General features: G+C 40.0%; 19 protein-coding genes. 13 read left to right on the top strand and 6 right to left on the bottom strand.

Annotated elements, in window-relative coordinates; translation table 11 throughout:
* The first annotated feature begins 4 nt into the window (after positions 1-4).
* Both BN988_RS09015 and BN988_RS09010 read left to right on the top strand, forming a co-directional pair.
* Positions 5-1,408 (top strand): SLC13 family permease, encoded by a 1,404-nt coding sequence (locus BN988_RS09015; RefSeq protein ID WP_051557769.1) that lies wholly within the window; start codon positions 5-7, stop codon positions 1,406-1,408.
* Positions 1,409-1,568: 160 nt separating this feature from the next.
* The gene (locus BN988_RS09010) at positions 1,569-1,760 is read left to right on the top strand and encodes a hypothetical protein (protein WP_036575385.1); all 192 of its coding nucleotides are present in this window, start codon (positions 1,569-1,571) and stop codon (positions 1,758-1,760) included.
* Here the strand turns inward: BN988_RS09010 and BN988_RS09005 are convergent.
* Positions 1,750-2,199, bottom strand: coding sequence for an Lrp/AsnC family transcriptional regulator (locus tag BN988_RS09005; RefSeq protein ID WP_036575383.1), 450 nt, complete (start codon positions 2,197-2,199; stop codon positions 1,750-1,752). The two genes, BN988_RS09010 and BN988_RS09005, sit on opposite strands and share 11 nt — an antisense overlap.
* A 157-nt stretch (positions 2,200-2,356) precedes the next feature.
* On the opposite strand from BN988_RS09005, the gene ggt reads away from it, so the two are divergent.
* From ggt to BN988_RS08990, 3 genes are all read left to right on the top strand, one after another.
* On the top strand, positions 2,357-3,970 hold the full coding sequence (ggt, locus tag BN988_RS09000) for a gamma-glutamyltransferase (protein ID WP_036575381.1): 1,614 nt from the start codon (positions 2,357-2,359) through the stop codon (positions 3,968-3,970).
* A gap of 85 nt (positions 3,971-4,055) precedes the next feature.
* Positions 4,056-4,631 carry a chromate transporter gene (locus BN988_RS08995; RefSeq protein ID WP_036575379.1) on the top strand — a complete coding sequence of 192 codons (576 nt, stop codon included), beginning with the start codon at positions 4,056-4,058 and terminating at the stop codon, positions 4,629-4,631.
* Positions 4,628-5,155 (top strand): chromate transporter, encoded by a 528-nt coding sequence (locus BN988_RS08990; protein ID WP_036575376.1) that lies wholly within the window; start codon positions 4,628-4,630, stop codon positions 5,153-5,155. Before BN988_RS08995 ends, BN988_RS08990 begins: the two co-directional genes overlap by 4 nt.
* Before the next feature lie 47 nt (positions 5,156-5,202).
* On the opposite strand, the gene BN988_RS08985 is transcribed toward BN988_RS08990, so the two are convergent.
* A complete protein-coding gene (locus BN988_RS08985) occupies positions 5,203-5,988 on the bottom strand; it encodes an HAD family hydrolase (RefSeq protein WP_036575373.1) in 786 nt (261 codons plus the stop codon).
* A gap of 305 nt (positions 5,989-6,293) precedes the next feature.
* On the opposite strand from BN988_RS08985, the gene BN988_RS08975 reads away from it, so the two are divergent.
* Positions 6,294-6,752, top strand: a complete 459-nt coding sequence (locus BN988_RS08975; protein ID WP_036575367.1) for a hypothetical protein — start codon at positions 6,294-6,296, stop codon at positions 6,750-6,752.
* Between the two features lie 148 nt (positions 6,753-6,900).
* Here BN988_RS08975 and BN988_RS08970 read toward each other — a convergent pair whose 3' ends face one another.
* Positions 6,901-7,671 (bottom strand): HAD-IIB family hydrolase, encoded by a 771-nt coding sequence (locus BN988_RS08970; protein WP_036575364.1) that lies wholly within the window; start codon positions 7,669-7,671, stop codon positions 6,901-6,903.
* 89 nt (positions 7,672-7,760) lie between these two features.
* On the opposite strand from BN988_RS08970, the gene BN988_RS08965 reads away from it, so the two are divergent.
* The 3 genes from BN988_RS08965 (at position 7,761) to BN988_RS08955 (ending at position 9,240) form a co-directional block, all read left to right on the top strand.
* A complete protein-coding gene (locus BN988_RS08965) occupies positions 7,761-8,201 on the top strand; it encodes a cyclic nucleotide-binding domain-containing protein (RefSeq protein WP_051557768.1) in 441 nt (146 codons plus the stop codon).
* Between the two features lie 115 nt (positions 8,202-8,316).
* Positions 8,317-8,583 carry a helix-turn-helix domain-containing protein gene (locus tag BN988_RS18635; protein WP_231495207.1) on the top strand — a complete coding sequence of 89 codons (267 nt, stop codon included), beginning with the start codon at positions 8,317-8,319 and terminating at the stop codon, positions 8,581-8,583.
* A 159-nt stretch (positions 8,584-8,742) separates the two neighbouring features.
* Positions 8,743-9,240 (top strand): hypothetical protein, encoded by a 498-nt coding sequence (locus BN988_RS08955; RefSeq protein ID WP_036575362.1) that lies wholly within the window; start codon positions 8,743-8,745, stop codon positions 9,238-9,240.
* Between the two features lie 127 nt (positions 9,241-9,367).
* On the opposite strand, the gene BN988_RS08950 is transcribed toward BN988_RS08955, so the two are convergent.
* Positions 9,368-11,065, bottom strand: coding sequence for a M3 family oligoendopeptidase (locus tag BN988_RS08950; RefSeq protein WP_036575359.1), 1,698 nt, complete (start codon positions 11,063-11,065; stop codon positions 9,368-9,370).
* A gap of 108 nt (positions 11,066-11,173) precedes the next feature.
* Between BN988_RS08950 and BN988_RS08945 the strand changes: the two genes are divergently transcribed.
* The 3 genes from BN988_RS08945 (at position 11,174) to BN988_RS08935 (ending at position 12,054) form a co-directional block, all read left to right on the top strand.
* A complete protein-coding gene (locus BN988_RS08945) occupies positions 11,174-11,368 on the top strand; it encodes a YwbE family protein (protein ID WP_182858811.1) in 195 nt (64 codons plus the stop codon).
* A gap of 100 nt (positions 11,369-11,468) precedes the next feature.
* On the top strand, positions 11,469-11,753 hold the full coding sequence (locus BN988_RS08940; RefSeq protein WP_036575357.1) for a hypothetical protein: 285 nt from the start codon (positions 11,469-11,471) through the stop codon (positions 11,751-11,753).
* Between the two features lie 109 nt (positions 11,754-11,862).
* Positions 11,863-12,054, top strand: coding sequence for a hypothetical protein (locus BN988_RS08935; RefSeq protein WP_036575354.1), 192 nt, complete (start codon positions 11,863-11,865; stop codon positions 12,052-12,054).
* A gap of 44 nt (positions 12,055-12,098) precedes the next feature.
* Here the strand turns inward: BN988_RS08935 and BN988_RS08930 are convergent, their stop codons facing one another.
* On the bottom strand, positions 12,099-12,953 hold the full coding sequence (locus tag BN988_RS08930) for a CvfB family protein (protein ID WP_036576541.1): 855 nt from the start codon (positions 12,951-12,953) through the stop codon (positions 12,099-12,101).
* 580 nt (positions 12,954-13,533) lie between these two features.
* On the opposite strand from BN988_RS08930, the gene BN988_RS08925 reads away from it, so the two are divergent.
* The gene (locus tag BN988_RS08925; protein ID WP_036575351.1) at positions 13,534-14,976 is read left to right on the top strand and encodes a serine hydrolase domain-containing protein; all 1,443 of its coding nucleotides are present in this window, start codon (positions 13,534-13,536) and stop codon (positions 14,974-14,976) included.
* 113 nt (positions 14,977-15,089) lie between these two features.
* On the opposite strand, the gene BN988_RS08920 is transcribed toward BN988_RS08925, so the two are convergent.
* On the bottom strand, positions 15,090-15,755 hold the full coding sequence (locus BN988_RS08920) for an ABC-2 transporter permease (protein ID WP_036575348.1): 666 nt from the start codon (positions 15,753-15,755) through the stop codon (positions 15,090-15,092).
* Between the last annotated feature and the right edge of the window lie 9 nt (positions 15,756-15,764).

Raw genomic sequence — 15,764 nt, 5'->3', positions numbered from 1 at the left:
GTATATGCGGGTACGAGAAATGCTATTGTTTAAAAATATCGTTCGTTACAGTTTGTTATGCATCACCGCGATTGCCCTGTTCGGCTTGTGGAATGCAGGGATATGGAGAGAGTTCACCCCAGAACAACTGCGAACATTGTTACTGCTTCTGTTCGCCATTTATCTATGGGTGGCAGCACCGATCCCGACAGGCGCCAGCAGTATCCTTATTCTCGCCATGCTACTATTACTCGGCCTAGTCGATACCATGGAAGAAGCCGTAATCGGATTTCTTTCACCTGCGTTGTATTTTATTTTCATGCTATCGTTGATCAGCAAGTCTCTTGTAAAAGTAGGGATGGATCGTGTTATTGCGGGGTTTTTGTTGAAAATCAGCAGAGGAGGACCAGCATTTGTCATTATTGGAATGCCACTGTTCATTTCAGTTTTGCCTATTTTTCTGCCGTCAGCTGTCGCCCGCTTTAAGATGCTGTTACCAGTCACGGTAAGCTTAAATCGCATTTACGGGTTCACAGAAAAGAGTGTTTTCCAGAAGTATTGTATCTATGTAATAGGCATGATGAATCAGAACGCTACCATGATCATTTATACTGGTGGTGGCTTTCCAATTTTGGCCTCACAGTTAATTCGAGATTATCAAATTGCGAACCTTGGGTGGATGGACTGGTTTCTACTTATTGCGCCTCCATTATGGATTGGGGCATTTATCCTTGCATTTTTAGGTTGGAACTACTTAAAGAGGGTTGGAAATACAGAAGATAAGGAACCAATACCCAAGCATGAAGAAATGGAGACCGAAGAAATTAATAGTACATTCTGGATTATGACAGGTGCATTTGTACTTATGATTCTGACGTGGATTGTAACCGATCAAAATCGAGTGCCCCTGTTACTTCCACCTATGTTGCTAATTGTGTTTTATTCGTTGCCTAGGATAGGGCTGATCACCAATCGCACTATTCGGAGCTTTGATTGGGAAAATTTTTTACTGCTCGGAGCTTCCTTTTCGCTGGGCTACGTTCTTGAAGCAAATGGTACTGCTCAGCAGCTGGCAGGGATGCTGGTTGAATTGATTCCTGATAATGCGGGGATCGTTATAAAGGTAGTGATCATTGCACTCATTGTATTTGTACTTCGTTTTTTCTTTGTCGTCCCATCGTCTGCAGTAATTGTAATTTTTCCGATCGTCATGTCGTACTCAGAGCTAATCGGATTGCCGCCAATTCAACTTGCGTTTCTTATCATTTTAATCATTGGCAGCATGATGGTTCTGCCAATACATACGACTACCTCCTATTTGGCTTACGACACAGGAATCCTTAGTAAAAAGGAACACTACACCATTAGTATATTTTCTAGCCTATTTTTCATGGTGATCGCTATTCTTTCTACACTCTATTATTGGTAAAAAACCAGCTGAATGCTGGTTTTTTATACATCTGGACAGGCAGTCGCGTGTCAGCAAGGGAAAGTCGCGCGTCAACATAAGAAAGTCGCGTGTGAGCGGAGCCAAGTCGCGCGCCAATATTAGAAAGTGACGCACTAGCAAGGGGAAGCGGCGCATCACCATGAGAAAGAGACGCACCAACAAAAAAAGTGACGCACCAACAAGAGAAAAAGACGCCCCAGCAAGAGGAAGATACGCCCCAGCAGGAGGAAGTGACGCATCAGTAAGAGGAAGAGACGCACCACGAAACAAAGCGCCGCACCCTCATGCCATAGGCAACAATGCCATCCACTCCACCAACTCTAAAGCTTAAACCCAGTCCGACTCTTAAATCGCTTCAAGATAACAGAGCTCTCAACACGGGTAATGCCTGTAACGGCGTATAGCTCTTCATTTATAAACACTTCCAACTTTTGAAAGTCTTCCACGAGGACGTGCATGTGTAAGGTGCTCGGACCAGTCATTTGGTAAATGCTTGCAACGTGTGGATTATCCGCTAGATTTTGTGCAACTTGCTGCAGCTGTTTGGGCTCCACATCTACTTCAAAGAAAGCAGAAACATTCTTGCCAAACTTTTCTGAGTTTATGACGACAGTAAATTTTTCAATGACGCCCTTGTCTTTCAAATTTTGAATACGGTCCTTAACAGCGACACGGGAGAGACCGACCTTTTCTGCCAATTCGACATAGGATAACCTGCCGTCTTCAGTTAGTTCCTCCAGAAGCTTTTTATCAATATCATCATATTTCATCGTTAAACCTCCACTATATCCACATTATGAAAGTATATGCTAAGATCATTAATCTAAATGTAAGTATAACCATATTATCACCTTCTTATTGTGTTGACAAATTGCTGTACATTACGTATGATGTTTTTATAATTCAGACAACAAAGGAGTGAAAAAAATGGATTCATTCACAAACCCATCCTACCCGTATCCTGTTACAAGGCATGCGACATATGCAAAAAATGGAATGGTGGCAACATCACAGCCTCTTGCTTCACAGGCCGGATTAGAAATATTAAAAAAAGGCGGTAATGCCATTGATGCAGCAATCGCCACTGCAGCATGTCTCACTGTTGTAGAACCGACTTCAAACGGAATAGGCGGAGATGCATTTGCCCTTGTTTGGACAAAAGGGAAACTACACGGACTGAATGCTAGTGGGCGTTCACCACAAAATATTTCAATTGATGCAGTAAAAGAGAAGGGGCATGAAACAATCCCTACACATGGTTGGATTCCTGTTACAGTACCTGGTGCACCAGGCGCTTGGGCTGAGCTTTCTGAGCGATTTGGTAAGCTACCTTTAACCGAAGTTCTACAACCAGCAATCACGTATGCCGAAGAGGGCTTTCCGATATCGCCAACTTTAGGAAAGTTTTGGGCCCGTGGATATGAAGTTTTTAAAGAAAGATTAACGGATGAAGTATTTGAGAACTGGTTCAAAACCTTTGCGCCTAAAGGCCGTGCTCCAAAAATAGGAGAGATCTGGTCTTCACCTGATCATGCTAAGACGCTTCGTGCTATTGCGGAAACAAAAGGAGCATCTTTTTACAAGGGAGAGCTTGCTGAGAAAATTGCAGCCTTCTCTGAGGAAAATGGAGGCTTTTTAACAGCAGACGATCTAGCTGCATATAAACCAGATTGGGTAGATCCAATTCAAGTGAATTACCGAGGCTATGATGTATGGGAAATCCCGCCAAATGGCCAGGGAATTATTGCCCTGCAAGCACTAAATATACTTAAAGGTTTTACCTTTAACGAAAAAGAATCTGTAGATACATATCACAAACAAATTGAGGCAATCAAATTGGCTTTTGCTGATGGTCAAAAACACGTGACAGAAGAGGATGCGATGCATCATACTACAGCAGACATTCTAAGTGAAGCTTATGCAGAAACACGCAGGAAGCTCATTACTGATAAAGCACTGTTGCCGGAAGCGGGGGAGCCGAACAGCAGCGGTACTGTTTACTTAGCAACAGCAGATGGGGAAGGAAATATGGTTTCCTTTATACAGAGTAATTATATGGGCTTTGGTTCCGGCCTTGTGGTTCCAGGAACGGGAATAGCACTGCAAAATCGCGGGCATAATTTTTCCATGGACCCTGACCATGTGAACGCATTGGCAGGTGGCAAACGCACGTACCACACAATTATTCCAGGCTTCTTAACGAAGGATGATTCGCCTGTTGGACCATTTGGTGTTATGGGTGGATTTATGCAGCCACAGGGCCATGTGCAAGTGATGATGAATACCATTGACTTTAATCTGAACCCGCAGGCAGCCTTGGACGCGCCTCGTTGGCAGTGGTTAAAGGAAAAACAAGTTGAAGTCGAAAATCGCTTCCCACACCATCTTGCACAAGGGCTGGCAGATAAGGGACACAAAATACAAATACAACTAGAGCCAAATAGCTTTGGAAGAGGGCAAATTATTTGGCGTGATCAGGAGACCGGAATTTTAATCGGTGGTACAGAATCACGTACAGACGGCAGCGTTTCCGCCTGGTAAGCACAGAATGCGAAAGGGACTGGGAGTAAACCAGACCTGACAAAAGAGTAACGTAACTTTATTATGTTGAAAAGGTTCGTGACGTATGAAAACACATTGGAATTTATTTATAGCTTTCTTTCGAGTAGGGATTCTTGGGTATGGTGGCGGACCTGCTTCCATTCCCTTAATCCAGAAGGAAGTAATTGAGAAATATAAGTGGATGGATAATGAAGAGTTTGGTGATCTGCTTGCCTTGGGAAACACCCTACCTGGACCAATTGCTACGAAATTGGCAGGCTATATTGGCTACCGGGTAGCAGGCATATGGGGCATGCTAAATGCTGTGGTGGCAACTATGGTCCCGACGATTCTCCTCATGATCATATTACTTGGATCGCTTTCCTCCATTAAGGGGTATGACTGGGTACAGGGAATGACAGCAGCGGTTATCCCTGTTGTAGGCATGATGCTAGCAGTTCTCTCCTGGCAGTTTATTGCGAAATCAGGCAGTGGGCTTGGTTGGGTGAAAACGGCGATCATGATAGTGATTCTATTTGTACTTATTCAGATCGTTGGCTTGCACCCTGGTATAATCATTGCCAGCCTGCTTGCAATTGCCTTGCTTATAAAAGATAAACCGAAACAAGGCGCTGGTGGGAAGGAGCGTGATCCTTCATGATCTACTGGGAAATTTTTATTGCCTTTTTCATACCAGGTATCCTAGGCTATGGTGGCGGACCAGCATCTATTCCACTCGTTGAAAACGAAGTGGTCGGTCGTTTTGCATGGATGAGTGTTCAGGAATTCAGTGAAATGCTCGCCCTTGCAAATGCATTACCAGGGCCGATTGCCACAAAGCTCGCTGGCTATATTGGCTATGATGTAGGGGGGATACTTGGTGCAGTGGTGGGCGTTTTTGCAGCTGTTGCACCATCACTAATTTTAATGATCCTCCTATTGCGCATCCTTTTTAAATACAAGGATTCCCCAAAGGTAAAAAGGCTTACCTTATTTGTCAGACCAGTTATCGCAATCCTACTCGGGGTCATGGCTTGGCGTTTTTTCTTCGAATCGTATGAAGGAGTCGGCATTTGGCAGACGGTATTTTTAACTGGAGCTAGCTATATCCTGATCGAAAGACTTAAAGTTCATCCGGCATTTGTTATTGCTGGGGCGCTAATATATGGTGGTTTTCTGCTATAGCAAAATAAAAACGGGGCAAGTGTCAAGGATGACACAGCCCCGTTTTGTTATTTCAGCAATCCAAGTTGTTTTAGTCCGTTTGCAATTCCTGATTCTGTTACCGTGGTAGTTTGGTGTTTCGAATAGGGCAGAAGTTCTGGCGCACAATTTCCCATTGCAAAGCCTTCCCCAACCGCTTGGAGCATTTCTTTATCGTTCATCCCATCCCCAAATGCAATGGTCTGCTCTTTTTTTATATTTAAGCGCTCCATAATACGTTGCACAGCAACACCCTTGTTAACACTTTTTCGGATAACATCATAACCATGCTTAACTTCTTCCACGTTAACTTGGGACAAGTGGATATCTGCTTCTTCCTCGTATAATGCTACATCTTCAGGTTTTAAATTCATTACCGTAGCACCAAGGATGCCACTTACGACGTCTTCTGTTAGAGCTTCATTCCATTTCAGATTAAAAATATCAATGAATTGCTGCACCTTTGGATGGGTTAAAGATGTAAAGTAATTTTTCTCGGACGTATAGCAAACAAGCTCATGGTTATGCTCTTTTGCTAGTCTAAGGAATTCCTTTATTGTACTTTCTTTTAAAGGTTCATTGATGATAGTCTCATCTTGGTATATTCCAAATGCACCGTTATACCCAACAAAAGATTGTACGTCCAATTCTTCTGCAAGCTCTCTTACTTCATGGAGTGGTCTTCCTGTTGCCAAAAATACTTCGACCCCTTGTTTTTTTACTTCTGCAATTGCTTCTTTAGTAGATGCACTGTATGTGTGATCTGGTTTTAAAATGGTTCCATCGATATCGAGGAATAATAGTTTATATGTCATCTGGCTCTCCTTCTTCTATACATGTTTATCCTGGTGCAGCTAACAATCAATGGGAGAAGAATGAAGATCCCCCACTGATTAAAGTTTCACTTTATATAGGAAATTCTAACATAGTTTTTCATATAGGTGAGGAAATTAAACCTTTCCAATTCCAACATAACGATTATATTGGAGAGGTAGAGCAAAATCACATATTTACTCATTCTTTTAACTCATGTTCAATAGAGTGAAACGTTATCCTGTTTTCTTTCGTATATATAGTAATAAAACTATTTTGTATATTAAGAAAAAAAGGGGTGTTCATGATGAAAAAGCGATTCCTTCTATTATCATTCTTTCTTGTACTTTTCCTTTCAGCTTGTAACGGTAACGACGAATTAGCTGGAAAAACGTTTAAACTTGGTTATCCATCCGTGGATCCAAACATGTCAATAGAGGGGGATGCTGATGATCCTGATAACTATGCGTCCCTTTTGACAGTAGAATTTTTAGATGAAAAGACGTTCACGAGCTCTATTCAAAACGGAGAGGGAACATATGTACTAAATGACAATGTACTTTTGCTTCATTTTAAAAATGACAATGAAATATTAAAACTAAGCTTTAAAATTAAAGAAAGTGAGAAAGATTTCAGTACGTATGCAGCAGAAGTTAGTGATGCTGATTTTGAAATGACGAATGCGGATGCAGTAAGTCATTTTAAAAATCTATTTTCTGCATTAAATAACGATACTTATGTTGAATTTATTGAAGTAAAAGAGTGATAAAATATCGTTGAAATTACAAGTGGAACGAATTATAAAAAAGCTAAGAGGAAAAACTTCTCTAAGCTTTTTCTAGTGTGATCTAAAATGTGAATTACAGTGATAATCCCCACAGTATAACAAAAGAAGCTTTATTTGCATGAATTGGTTATATGTTTAATGATATCTGCTTCTCACTTAATTCTTGTAGTTTTTTCGGCAACAGGCTCTCGATCTCTGGCACCAACAGGCTTTCCGATGCAAACGGGGCTAGTTGCGTATTTTCGCCAACCATTACGGTATGTAAAGCATGTTGGAACATCGCTATGTCATTCACATCATTCCCAAATGCAATGTACTCCCCGTCTTCTAGTCCCAGCTGTTGCAATCCACGCCACTTATTAACACCACTAGGACTAATATCTAAAATTCCTTCATTTCCATGTTTGTTAACCACCACATCTGATAAGTTCAACTTTTCTTCCATAGTCTCTATATTTGCAGACGCGAACAATAAAATCTTTACAATAGATTGTAGCTGGTTTAAAGGAACCTTTTCTGCACGGTTTTGGGTATCTAAATTTTTTAAGATGGGATGGTTAGCAGGTCCTGTATAAGCGTAATCCCACTCTCCATCTATTAAGTAACTAACCTGGTTAATGTTAATAATGGCTAGGATTTTAGCAAGTGTTTCTTCACTAAACGACACAGCTGAAAGGATTTCTCCGTTTCTGGCAACGAGCGAACCATTGCCACCGACCATAGGGTAGTGATGAAAACGTTCAGGTAATACGGGGAGAATATCTCGAATTGGTCTTGCGGAAGCAAAAATCACCTCATGTCCATCTTCTACTAATTTCTCCAATGCAACCAAAAGGCTCTCTGAAACAGGCTGCCCCTTAAAGCAAATGGTTCCATCCAAATCAAATACATATTTCATAAAATTTCCCCCAATAATCGCGTTAATGTTTCCATCATATCAGGTTGTATTATAATGGAAAGGACATATGTCCTAAAAAGGGGTTTATAATGAAAAATATTCAAGACGAAAAGCTACTGCAAACAACCTTACAAAAATATAAGCTAGACAAAATAGTTGACCTGGAAAAAAAGCCACCGTTTTCTCTCCAATATTATGATGCAAATGAAGTCATTTTGCATGAAGGTACAGAACTGGAATCACTATTATTTTTAGTGGATGGAAAAGTAAAAGTAACCTCGAGTGTCGCTACAGGAAAATCACTGCTTTTGCGATTTGTTCAGCCTTTTTCTATTATTGGCGACATTGAACTCATTCGAAACGTTTCTGTTCAATCACAAATCAAGGCAGTGGAGAAAAGCCTGCTAATTGGCTTACCACGAGACTATGTTAGAAAAACTCGCATTCGCTCGCCATTTAGCGAATGTGTACGTTTTTCTTATACTTGGGACTTCAAAATTTTAACTACGTCGTTATTGCTTCCTAGCTAAAATTTTATACTTTTCCTAACGTGTAAAAAAGTACGAGCAGGACAACCCGAAGCTTCTGCACTTATTATTAGATCATGTAGCTTACAAGCTACAAACCTGTACGACAGCTTCGCGTGTGAATTTATTAGCATCTGTGGAAAATAGATTTGCGAGTTATCTTTTGTCCACCCTAGCTGCTGATGCAGAGCATCCCTTTGGTTTAGAATTAAAGACTACAAATCTGCAAGAAATAGCCGGGTTACTTGGCACAACCTATCGCCATCTTAATAGAGTAGTTCATTCTCTTATCGAAAGGGAGATCATCACAAAAGACAGGCATTTTATTCAAATACAAGATTGGTCACTTCTAGAGAAATTGTCCAATGATATACGTTATGAATGAGACAGGCAAACATCGCTTCTCTTGGTAATACAAAACTGTCATAAAATGTTCACTTATGAAGAATTTTTTAAACCTATATAATAACGAAGTGTTCTTGGAAAAGCGTAGCGTTTCTGAAGCGTGAACCTAGACATTTTAAAGAGAAGGGATGAGGAAAGAATGCCGACAACAAAAAAAGAAAGCTTCTATTTTGGTTTTATGATGTGTTCGGGAATGGTTATTGTGATGACCTTTTATAATTTATTTTTACAGGAATTGTTTGGCGTCATACCCGTGACCGGAATTATTATAAATCTTCTATTAGGATTTATCGTTGCATTTAGTTTAGATTTATTTATTGTGGGGCCTGTTGCGCGGAAAATCGCATTTTCACTGCCTATCAAACAAGACAAACCCATTTATAAAATCCTGACGATGACTGTCTTGATGGTATTGGGAATGGTGTTATGCATGTCGCTTTACGGGTTAATAACGGCGGCAGTTATGGACAGCTTAGGTGAAACATCCTTATGGGAAAGCTATGCTTCGATTGCTTTAAAGAATTTGATCATGGCGTTACCGTTACAGCTTATCATCATGGGGCCGATCGTACGTTATGTATTTACGAAATATGTTAAGAAAAATCCAACTGTAAATATGACAGGAACGGTGAATTAATAAATATGGAAGGGGAAGCTTTTTACGTGCTGTCTGTACGGTAATAGGCTTTTCAAAGATAGTAAGAGCCGAATGGATAGAAAATAACCATTCGGCTCTTGCTTAACTATTTCTGAAACATTATAACCTATAACGCTTTATCGTCCACACTTTCAAGCCATTCCTCGATAACCGCAACGGTATCTTCCACTGTACCTTGCTCAAATGGTGATCTTAGGTTGGCAGCTTCGACGAGACCAAGGAAAGATTTTGATCCACCAAGTTTACAAAGATGTAGGTAATCTTCCCATGCCTTCTCTTGGTCTTCTCTAGATTTTTTCCAGAACTGGAATGCACAAATTTGTGCCAATGTGTAATCAATATAATAGAATGGAACATCATAGATATGGCCTTGACGTTGCCAATAGCTACCAGCTTCCAAATAAGCATTTCCATCATAGTCAATGTGCGGAAGGTATGTTTCCTCTAGCTTTTTCCAAGCCTGCTTGCGCTCATCTGGTGTCCACTCTGGGTTCTCATAAACAAGGTGCTGGAATTCATCTACAGCAACACCGTATGGAATAAAGTGTAGTCCACTTGCCAGGTGTGCATATTTATATTTTTCCGTATCCTCTTTGAAAAATAACTCCATCCATGGCCATGTAAAGAATTCCATGCTCATGGAGTGGATTTCTGCAGATTCATATGTTGGGAACAAATACTCTGGCACTCCGATATTTCTGCTGGAATACGCCTGGAATGCATGGCCTGCTTCATGTGTAAGGACATCAATATCGCCAGATGTGCCATTGAAATTAGCAAAGATAAATGGTGCTTGGTAGTCCTCGATTAAGGTACAATATCCACCAGCTTCTTTTCCTTTTTTCGCCTCAAGATCCATCAAATTACGATCAAGCATGAATTGGAAAAACTCATTGGTCTCATCAGATAATTCCTTGTACATTTGTTTCCCATTTTCGATGATCCATTCAGGGGATCCTTTTGGTGTGGCATTCCCTGTCTTAAAGTCAAAATTAACATCGTAGAATTTCAGCTTATCTACCCCGATCCGCTCGGCCTGCTTTTTATAAAGCTTAGAAGCAAGTGGTACGATGACATCCCGAACTTGTTTACGGAAGACGTCTACCATTTCTGCATTATAATCAATTCGCTGCATCCGCACATAGCCTAGTTCAACAAAGTTTTTATAGCCTAATTTCACGGCGATTTCGTGACGTACTTTTACTAACTTGTCATAAATCTCATCAAATTTATCGGCGTGTTCTGAAAAGAAACCAGCACTGGCATTCATTGCTTCCTTACGTACAGCGCGATCTTTATGCTCTGCAAAAGGACCTAGCTGAGCTAAGGTATACGTTCCACCTTGGAATTCAACTTCCGCAGATGCGACAAGCTTGGAATAGCTGGATGATAATTTATTTTCCTCCTGCAATAGATTCATCACTTCAGGTGAGAAGGATTTAATTTGGTAGTCGGCAATTTGGAATAGCTGAGAACCCCATTGGTTTTCCAACTCTTCTCGGTAAGGAGAGGAGACCAATTCTTTATAGAAGGCAGTTGCCATCTCAGATATCTCTGGACTAACTTCGTCAAAAAAGTCCCGCTCTTTTTGATAGTAAGCATCATTTGTATCAATCGAAGCACGTATGTAGACAAGATTGAACATGGTAGATAATGTATTTCTTCTCTTATTAATTGCTTCGATCGCTTCTGTAGCTTCCTTATAAGAAGAAGCTTCTTTGAATTTGTTTAATAACGCGTTGAATTTCTCTTTTTCTACTGGCATATCTGGTCGCTCATAAGTGTAATTTTCAAAAGTTTGCATGATGACCCTCCTTTATCCTACTAATATTCGACATAAAAGGGGAGAATCCTTTTTCTCTAAATAAAATTATTATATAATGGAGCGAAGTCAGTAGGAGGAGCTATGAAAATGCAAATAGATGGAAGACATCGTAAAAATATATACCCAGGACTTGAAGTTGAGGTCATTTTAAAGAAGGATCAAAGATCAGGAAATCGAACCGCAGGGATTGTAAAAGATTTATTAACAAAGTCCTCGTTTCATCCACATGGCATAAAGGTTCGCTTAGAAGATGGACAGGTAGGCAGAGTGGTGTATGATTAAGAAAGATAGTTAACTAGACTATCTTTCTGGCAATTGACTTTCCAATTGTTCACTTGTAGACTGGAAGTAGCTTACTATACATAAATCATGGGGTGAAAAGATGATAGAAACCGTTCTAACTATCGGAGGCGTCACGGCTGCAATCCTTGTCGCAATTAGTTTATTTATTTCTAAAGCGGTATCAAAAGATAAATATATTGGATATTTTCCAAGCTTTATTGTTGCACTTGCTGGTGGCGTATTTATCGTGCTGTCCGCACTTGCTGGTAAAGCAGACATTATGGGACTAGGCTATGGCGGATGGGGAATCGCATTCTTATTTGCAGCAGCAGCTGGCATCCTTATCACAACGATACTAGATTCGTCTGCAAACGCAGAGGCATAACAAATGATCGCATCAAGGAACCTGTAGAGGAGCAATGCTTTTCTACGGTTTTTTTTAGAAGAAAACCAGTTTGATATTCCGAATACTAAATGGAAGAGGGGTTATAGGGATGAAGAAAATCCCCTTCAAGCTATTCTTAAAGCATTACATTGGATTTGTGATGATCTTGCTGTTAATTACTTTTCTCCTCGGGTCTTCTAATGCCATATCGGTACCTTTCCTCATAACAGTAGCACTACCGATAACCGCAGTGATGCTTTTTACTGGATGGGATGAAAAGTTAAAGAAATACTTGCCATAGAATGAAAAAATCCACCTGCATTAGAGCTAGGTGGATTTTCTTATTTATTTTAAATACGTACTACCGTCACGCTGTTCAACTTTTCCTTCTTTCATAAGCTTTCCAAGCGCCCGCTTAAATGCTGCTTTACTTATTTGGAAGGTTCCACGAATATCTTCTGGATCACTTTTATCACCAAATGGAATGACGCCACCACTTAGCTCTAAACGCTCCATAATGGCATCGGCATCTTCGCCCATGCTATCTTGCTTTAACGGACGAAGCGAAACATTTAATGTCCCATCAGGTCTTACTTCAATAACACGACCGGTTACAAACTCACCTAGGCGCGGCTCTGTTTTTCGTTCTGTGTAATGGATAAATCCACGGTAATCTTCAGTTGTTAGGAAAGCTGCTCCTTCTCTGCTTGTATGATACACCGTTCCCGAAACCTGTTGGTTCAACAATTCGTCTGGAGCAAGCTCCACTTCACGAGCAATCACACCTTCTGTTGCTGGGATGGCAAGTAATCTGTCTTTTTGGTCTTTGCCAAGTGTAACAAAAAGCTTGTCTCCTTTTTCGGGCCAGACGGATTCAAACAGGGGAAGATCATCTTTGGAAACAAGTATTTCCTTTGTTGTACCAATATTAACGAAAGCTCCAAGATTAGCAAGCACTTCTACCACTTCAGCCCAGCCATACTCATCCATTTGAATAGAAGGGAGTTTTGTTGTAGCTATCGTGTTTCCTTTTTTATCCTGGTAAAGGAAGACCTCTACTTCTTGGTCAACTTCAAGCTCTGTTTCCGTTTCATTGCGGTGCAGCAATGCTTCTTCTAAATCTTTTTGCAGGACATAACCCGTATCAATTTTTCGAAGTACTACCATTGTTTGGATAGTACCTATAGGTAAATCACTCATTAGCAAACCTTCTTTCATTTTATGTAAGATTGGAAAAGGGGTACTCACTAGTAAGAGTACCCCTTTGATTTACAAAGTAACACATAAGATTTAAATTTTTATTAACCCCGAATAGATCGGGTGGGAAATTCTTTTTATAACCTCGGAAAACATACGATTTCCAGGCGTATTTAGGCTACAAGCCATATATTCTTCCTTTATAATTCGAAAACCTTTATGAGGTTTTTTAGAATTTCACTTAACCGCGGTACGTGTTCCACTGGGTGTTCTCTAACTTAAGCAACATAAGCCCTACCTGCTCTTATGTCCTTGCGACCCCTTAGTCGCGCCAGTGTGAATAAGCATCTTCGATAAACATTGTAGAATGCCAGATCACTTATCTGTTACTTCTTTTACTACCAACGTTTATAATCTCATATATGTTGTGCATTGTCAAGAAGAATTTCGAATGTAATACAACAAATGGAAATATCGGTCTGAGGTCGTAGATCATTCCAAACTTTCGGTGGGCGCATAAACGACAAAATACAATTAGAGTGTAACTACAGGCAATAAAAAAATAGAGAGCAGGGATTACTTTATGAAACAAACTACAGAGATCCGCGAATTTGAACGATATACTGATGTCATTTTAAAAAAATACAACGTACCTGGTTTTGCAATGGGAATAGCCGAATATGGTGAATTGGGTTATAAGAAAGAGTTTGGATTCCGCGACAGTGAAGAGAAGCTACCGTTATCTTTGGATACTGTTTTTGGGGTAGGTTCTATAACAAAAGCCATTACAGCGATTGCTATTCTTCAGCTACAAGAAAGTGGAAAGCTCAACGTACATGACCCTGTCAGTAACTATTTACCTGAATTTAAGACGCCTAATGAAGAACAATCCGAAAAAATAAGTCTACACCAATTTTTGACACACTCATCAGGCATTCCACCATTAGCCACGTTAATGGGCGCAGTAAAGAAAAGTATGGAAAGTGATCCAACTTTTATAGTAGATCCAGAGCAAGGAAACCCATTGGACGCGATTCAAACAATAGATACACATGGGGATTTAATGGATACCATTGCAAGAACAGAATTCACATTGCTCGGGGAACCAGGAAAAGAATTCAGTTATTCCAATGACGGTTATGCCATTTTAGGTGCAATTATAGAAACGGTTAGTGGTATGTCGTACGAACAATATGTGCAAGATAATATTTTCAACCCTGCTGGTATGTACCATAGTGTTTTTCAATATGAGGACTTGAAGGGATATGAAGATATAGCCGTCTTATATGTCTTGGAAACTAATGAGGATGAAAAAATGATAGCGAGGTCCAATCATCCATGGGATGCACCAGCAATGCGTGCGGCAGGGTTTATAAAGTCGACAGTGAATGATATGCTCAAATTTATGGAAATCATACGGAATGAAGGTAAAGTTGGACGTGCAAGAATCCTATCCACGGAAAGTGTGAAGGTTATGACTACGCCGTACATGCAATGTTCACATGACACTTATTACGGATATGGCGTCATGATTATTCCAGATTTCTTTGGATATAAGCTCATTCACCATGGGGGTGATATAAAAGGGGTAACAGCTCAAATGGGTATTCTTCCAGAAATCGGATTAACCGGAATATCGCTTGCAAATCTTGCAGAAGCCCCGTCTTCCAAACTTTTATTTAGTGCATTTGCTGGTTACTTAGGAAAGCCTGCTGATGCTTCACACTTAGATGTCGAGATTGTCGACATACCATGTGAAAGCTTAAAAGAGTTTGAAGGAACCTTCATGGCAAACGATGGCATGACAAGCACGTTTTCTTTAGAAAATGGTGAGTTGTATGTGGCAATTCCTGGCTTTGCTACTAAAGTACTTAAACCAATTGGGAATGACCAGTTTTTAACATCCATGAGGGACCAAGATACCACCATTCGTTTTAGAAGAAATGAGAACAGAAATATTCATCGGGTTGAAGTTGCATTCCGACAAATTTCAAAGGTAGAGGAAGGTAATGAATCGATGAATTAGACTCCTACTTTTTGAAAAACAGAAACAGCCGAAGAACCAGTAATTACAAGGTTCTAGGCTGTTTTTAATTCTATTTATAAAATTAACACATAATCTCTTGAGAACAATTGTTTTCAAGAAACCTTAGCTTTTTTTACAAACAGCAGTTCGGAAAGCTTTAAGGAAAGATAAAAAAGGGTAGCTGTTACCAAGCTAACTGTTACATATGGCTGGAAAGGAATGTACTTTTCCACGAGCAACACAAACCCCGGGTCAAGGTCATTAAAGATAATCTCATACTCCATCCCTAAAACGTTAGTTAGAGGAGGTAAAATGAAAATTATGGAGAGAAAAAACAAAAATGCTAGATTTCCAGTAGCCATTATAAAAGAAGAAAGACCATAATAAATTGGGATAGCAACAACTTCTATTAAGATTGCTATACACAAAAGGACCAGCATATTCTTCCAGCTGTAAACATAGTAGTTATTTTCTAATGTAAGGCTGAGGATCCTTCCCCATATGCTTTGATATAAGACGAAACATATACTTACCATTAAAATGGACACATATCTACCCCGCACGATGGAAACCCTATTGACAGGAAGACTAGACATATAGAGCTTACTTTTCTCCCGCTGGTCGGAGTAAAATAAGCCTACTGTAATTGCCAGTACACAGGAAACAAAGATAAAAAACAATGGAAACATAACAGCATAAAATAATGGTATGATAAACAGAAATCCCAGTATTGCGCCCCAAGTAGGCATCATAAGATCATATTTAACAAAGTGTAGCATGGTAATCCT

The sequence above is a fragment of the Oceanobacillus picturae genome, assembly GCF_000612865.1.
Lineage (GTDB): Bacteria > Bacillota > Bacilli > Bacillales > Amphibacillaceae > Oceanobacillus_B > Oceanobacillus_B jordanicus.
This window is presented reverse-complemented; position numbering and strand designations above follow the sequence as displayed.

Coding starts and splice junctions, on each gene's coding strand:
- BN988_RS09015 (WP_051557769.1), top strand. CDS start 5: ATGCGGGTACGAGAAATGCTATTGTTTAAAAATATCGTTCGTTACAGT.
- BN988_RS09010 (WP_036575385.1), top strand. CDS start 1,569: ATGAGAAAGAGACGCACCAACAAAAAAAGTGACGCACCAACAAGAGAA.
- BN988_RS09005 (WP_036575383.1), bottom strand. CDS start 2,199: ATGAAATATGATGATATTGATAAAAAGCTTCTGGAGGAACTAACTGAA.
- ggt (WP_036575381.1), top strand. CDS start 2,357: ATGGATTCATTCACAAACCCATCCTACCCGTATCCTGTTACAAGGCAT.
- BN988_RS08995 (WP_036575379.1), top strand. CDS start 4,056: ATGAAAACACATTGGAATTTATTTATAGCTTTCTTTCGAGTAGGGATT.
- BN988_RS08990 (WP_036575376.1), top strand. CDS start 4,628: ATGATCTACTGGGAAATTTTTATTGCCTTTTTCATACCAGGTATCCTA.
- BN988_RS08985 (WP_036575373.1), bottom strand. CDS start 5,988: ATGACATATAAACTATTATTCCTCGATATCGATGGAACCATTTTAAAA.
- BN988_RS08975 (WP_036575367.1), top strand. CDS start 6,294: ATGAAAAAGCGATTCCTTCTATTATCATTCTTTCTTGTACTTTTCCTT.
- BN988_RS08970 (WP_036575364.1), bottom strand. CDS start 7,671: ATGAAATATGTATTTGATTTGGATGGAACCATTTGCTTTAAGGGGCAG.
- BN988_RS08965 (WP_051557768.1), top strand. CDS start 7,761: ATGAAAAATATTCAAGACGAAAAGCTACTGCAAACAACCTTACAAAAA.
- BN988_RS08955 (WP_036575362.1), top strand. CDS start 8,743: ATGCCGACAACAAAAAAAGAAAGCTTCTATTTTGGTTTTATGATGTGT.
- BN988_RS08950 (WP_036575359.1), bottom strand. CDS start 11,065: ATGCAAACTTTTGAAAATTACACTTATGAGCGACCAGATATGCCAGTA.
- BN988_RS08945 (WP_182858811.1), top strand. CDS start 11,174: ATGCAAATAGATGGAAGACATCGTAAAAATATATACCCAGGACTTGAA.
- BN988_RS08940 (WP_036575357.1), top strand. CDS start 11,469: ATGATAGAAACCGTTCTAACTATCGGAGGCGTCACGGCTGCAATCCTT.
- BN988_RS08935 (WP_036575354.1), top strand. CDS start 11,863: ATGAAGAAAATCCCCTTCAAGCTATTCTTAAAGCATTACATTGGATTT.
- BN988_RS08930 (WP_036576541.1), bottom strand. CDS start 12,953: ATGAGTGATTTACCTATAGGTACTATCCAAACAATGGTAGTACTTCGA.
- BN988_RS08925 (WP_036575351.1), top strand. CDS start 13,534: ATGAAACAAACTACAGAGATCCGCGAATTTGAACGATATACTGATGTC.
- BN988_RS08920 (WP_036575348.1), bottom strand. CDS start 15,755: ATGCTACACTTTGTTAAATATGATCTTATGATGCCTACTTGGGGCGCA.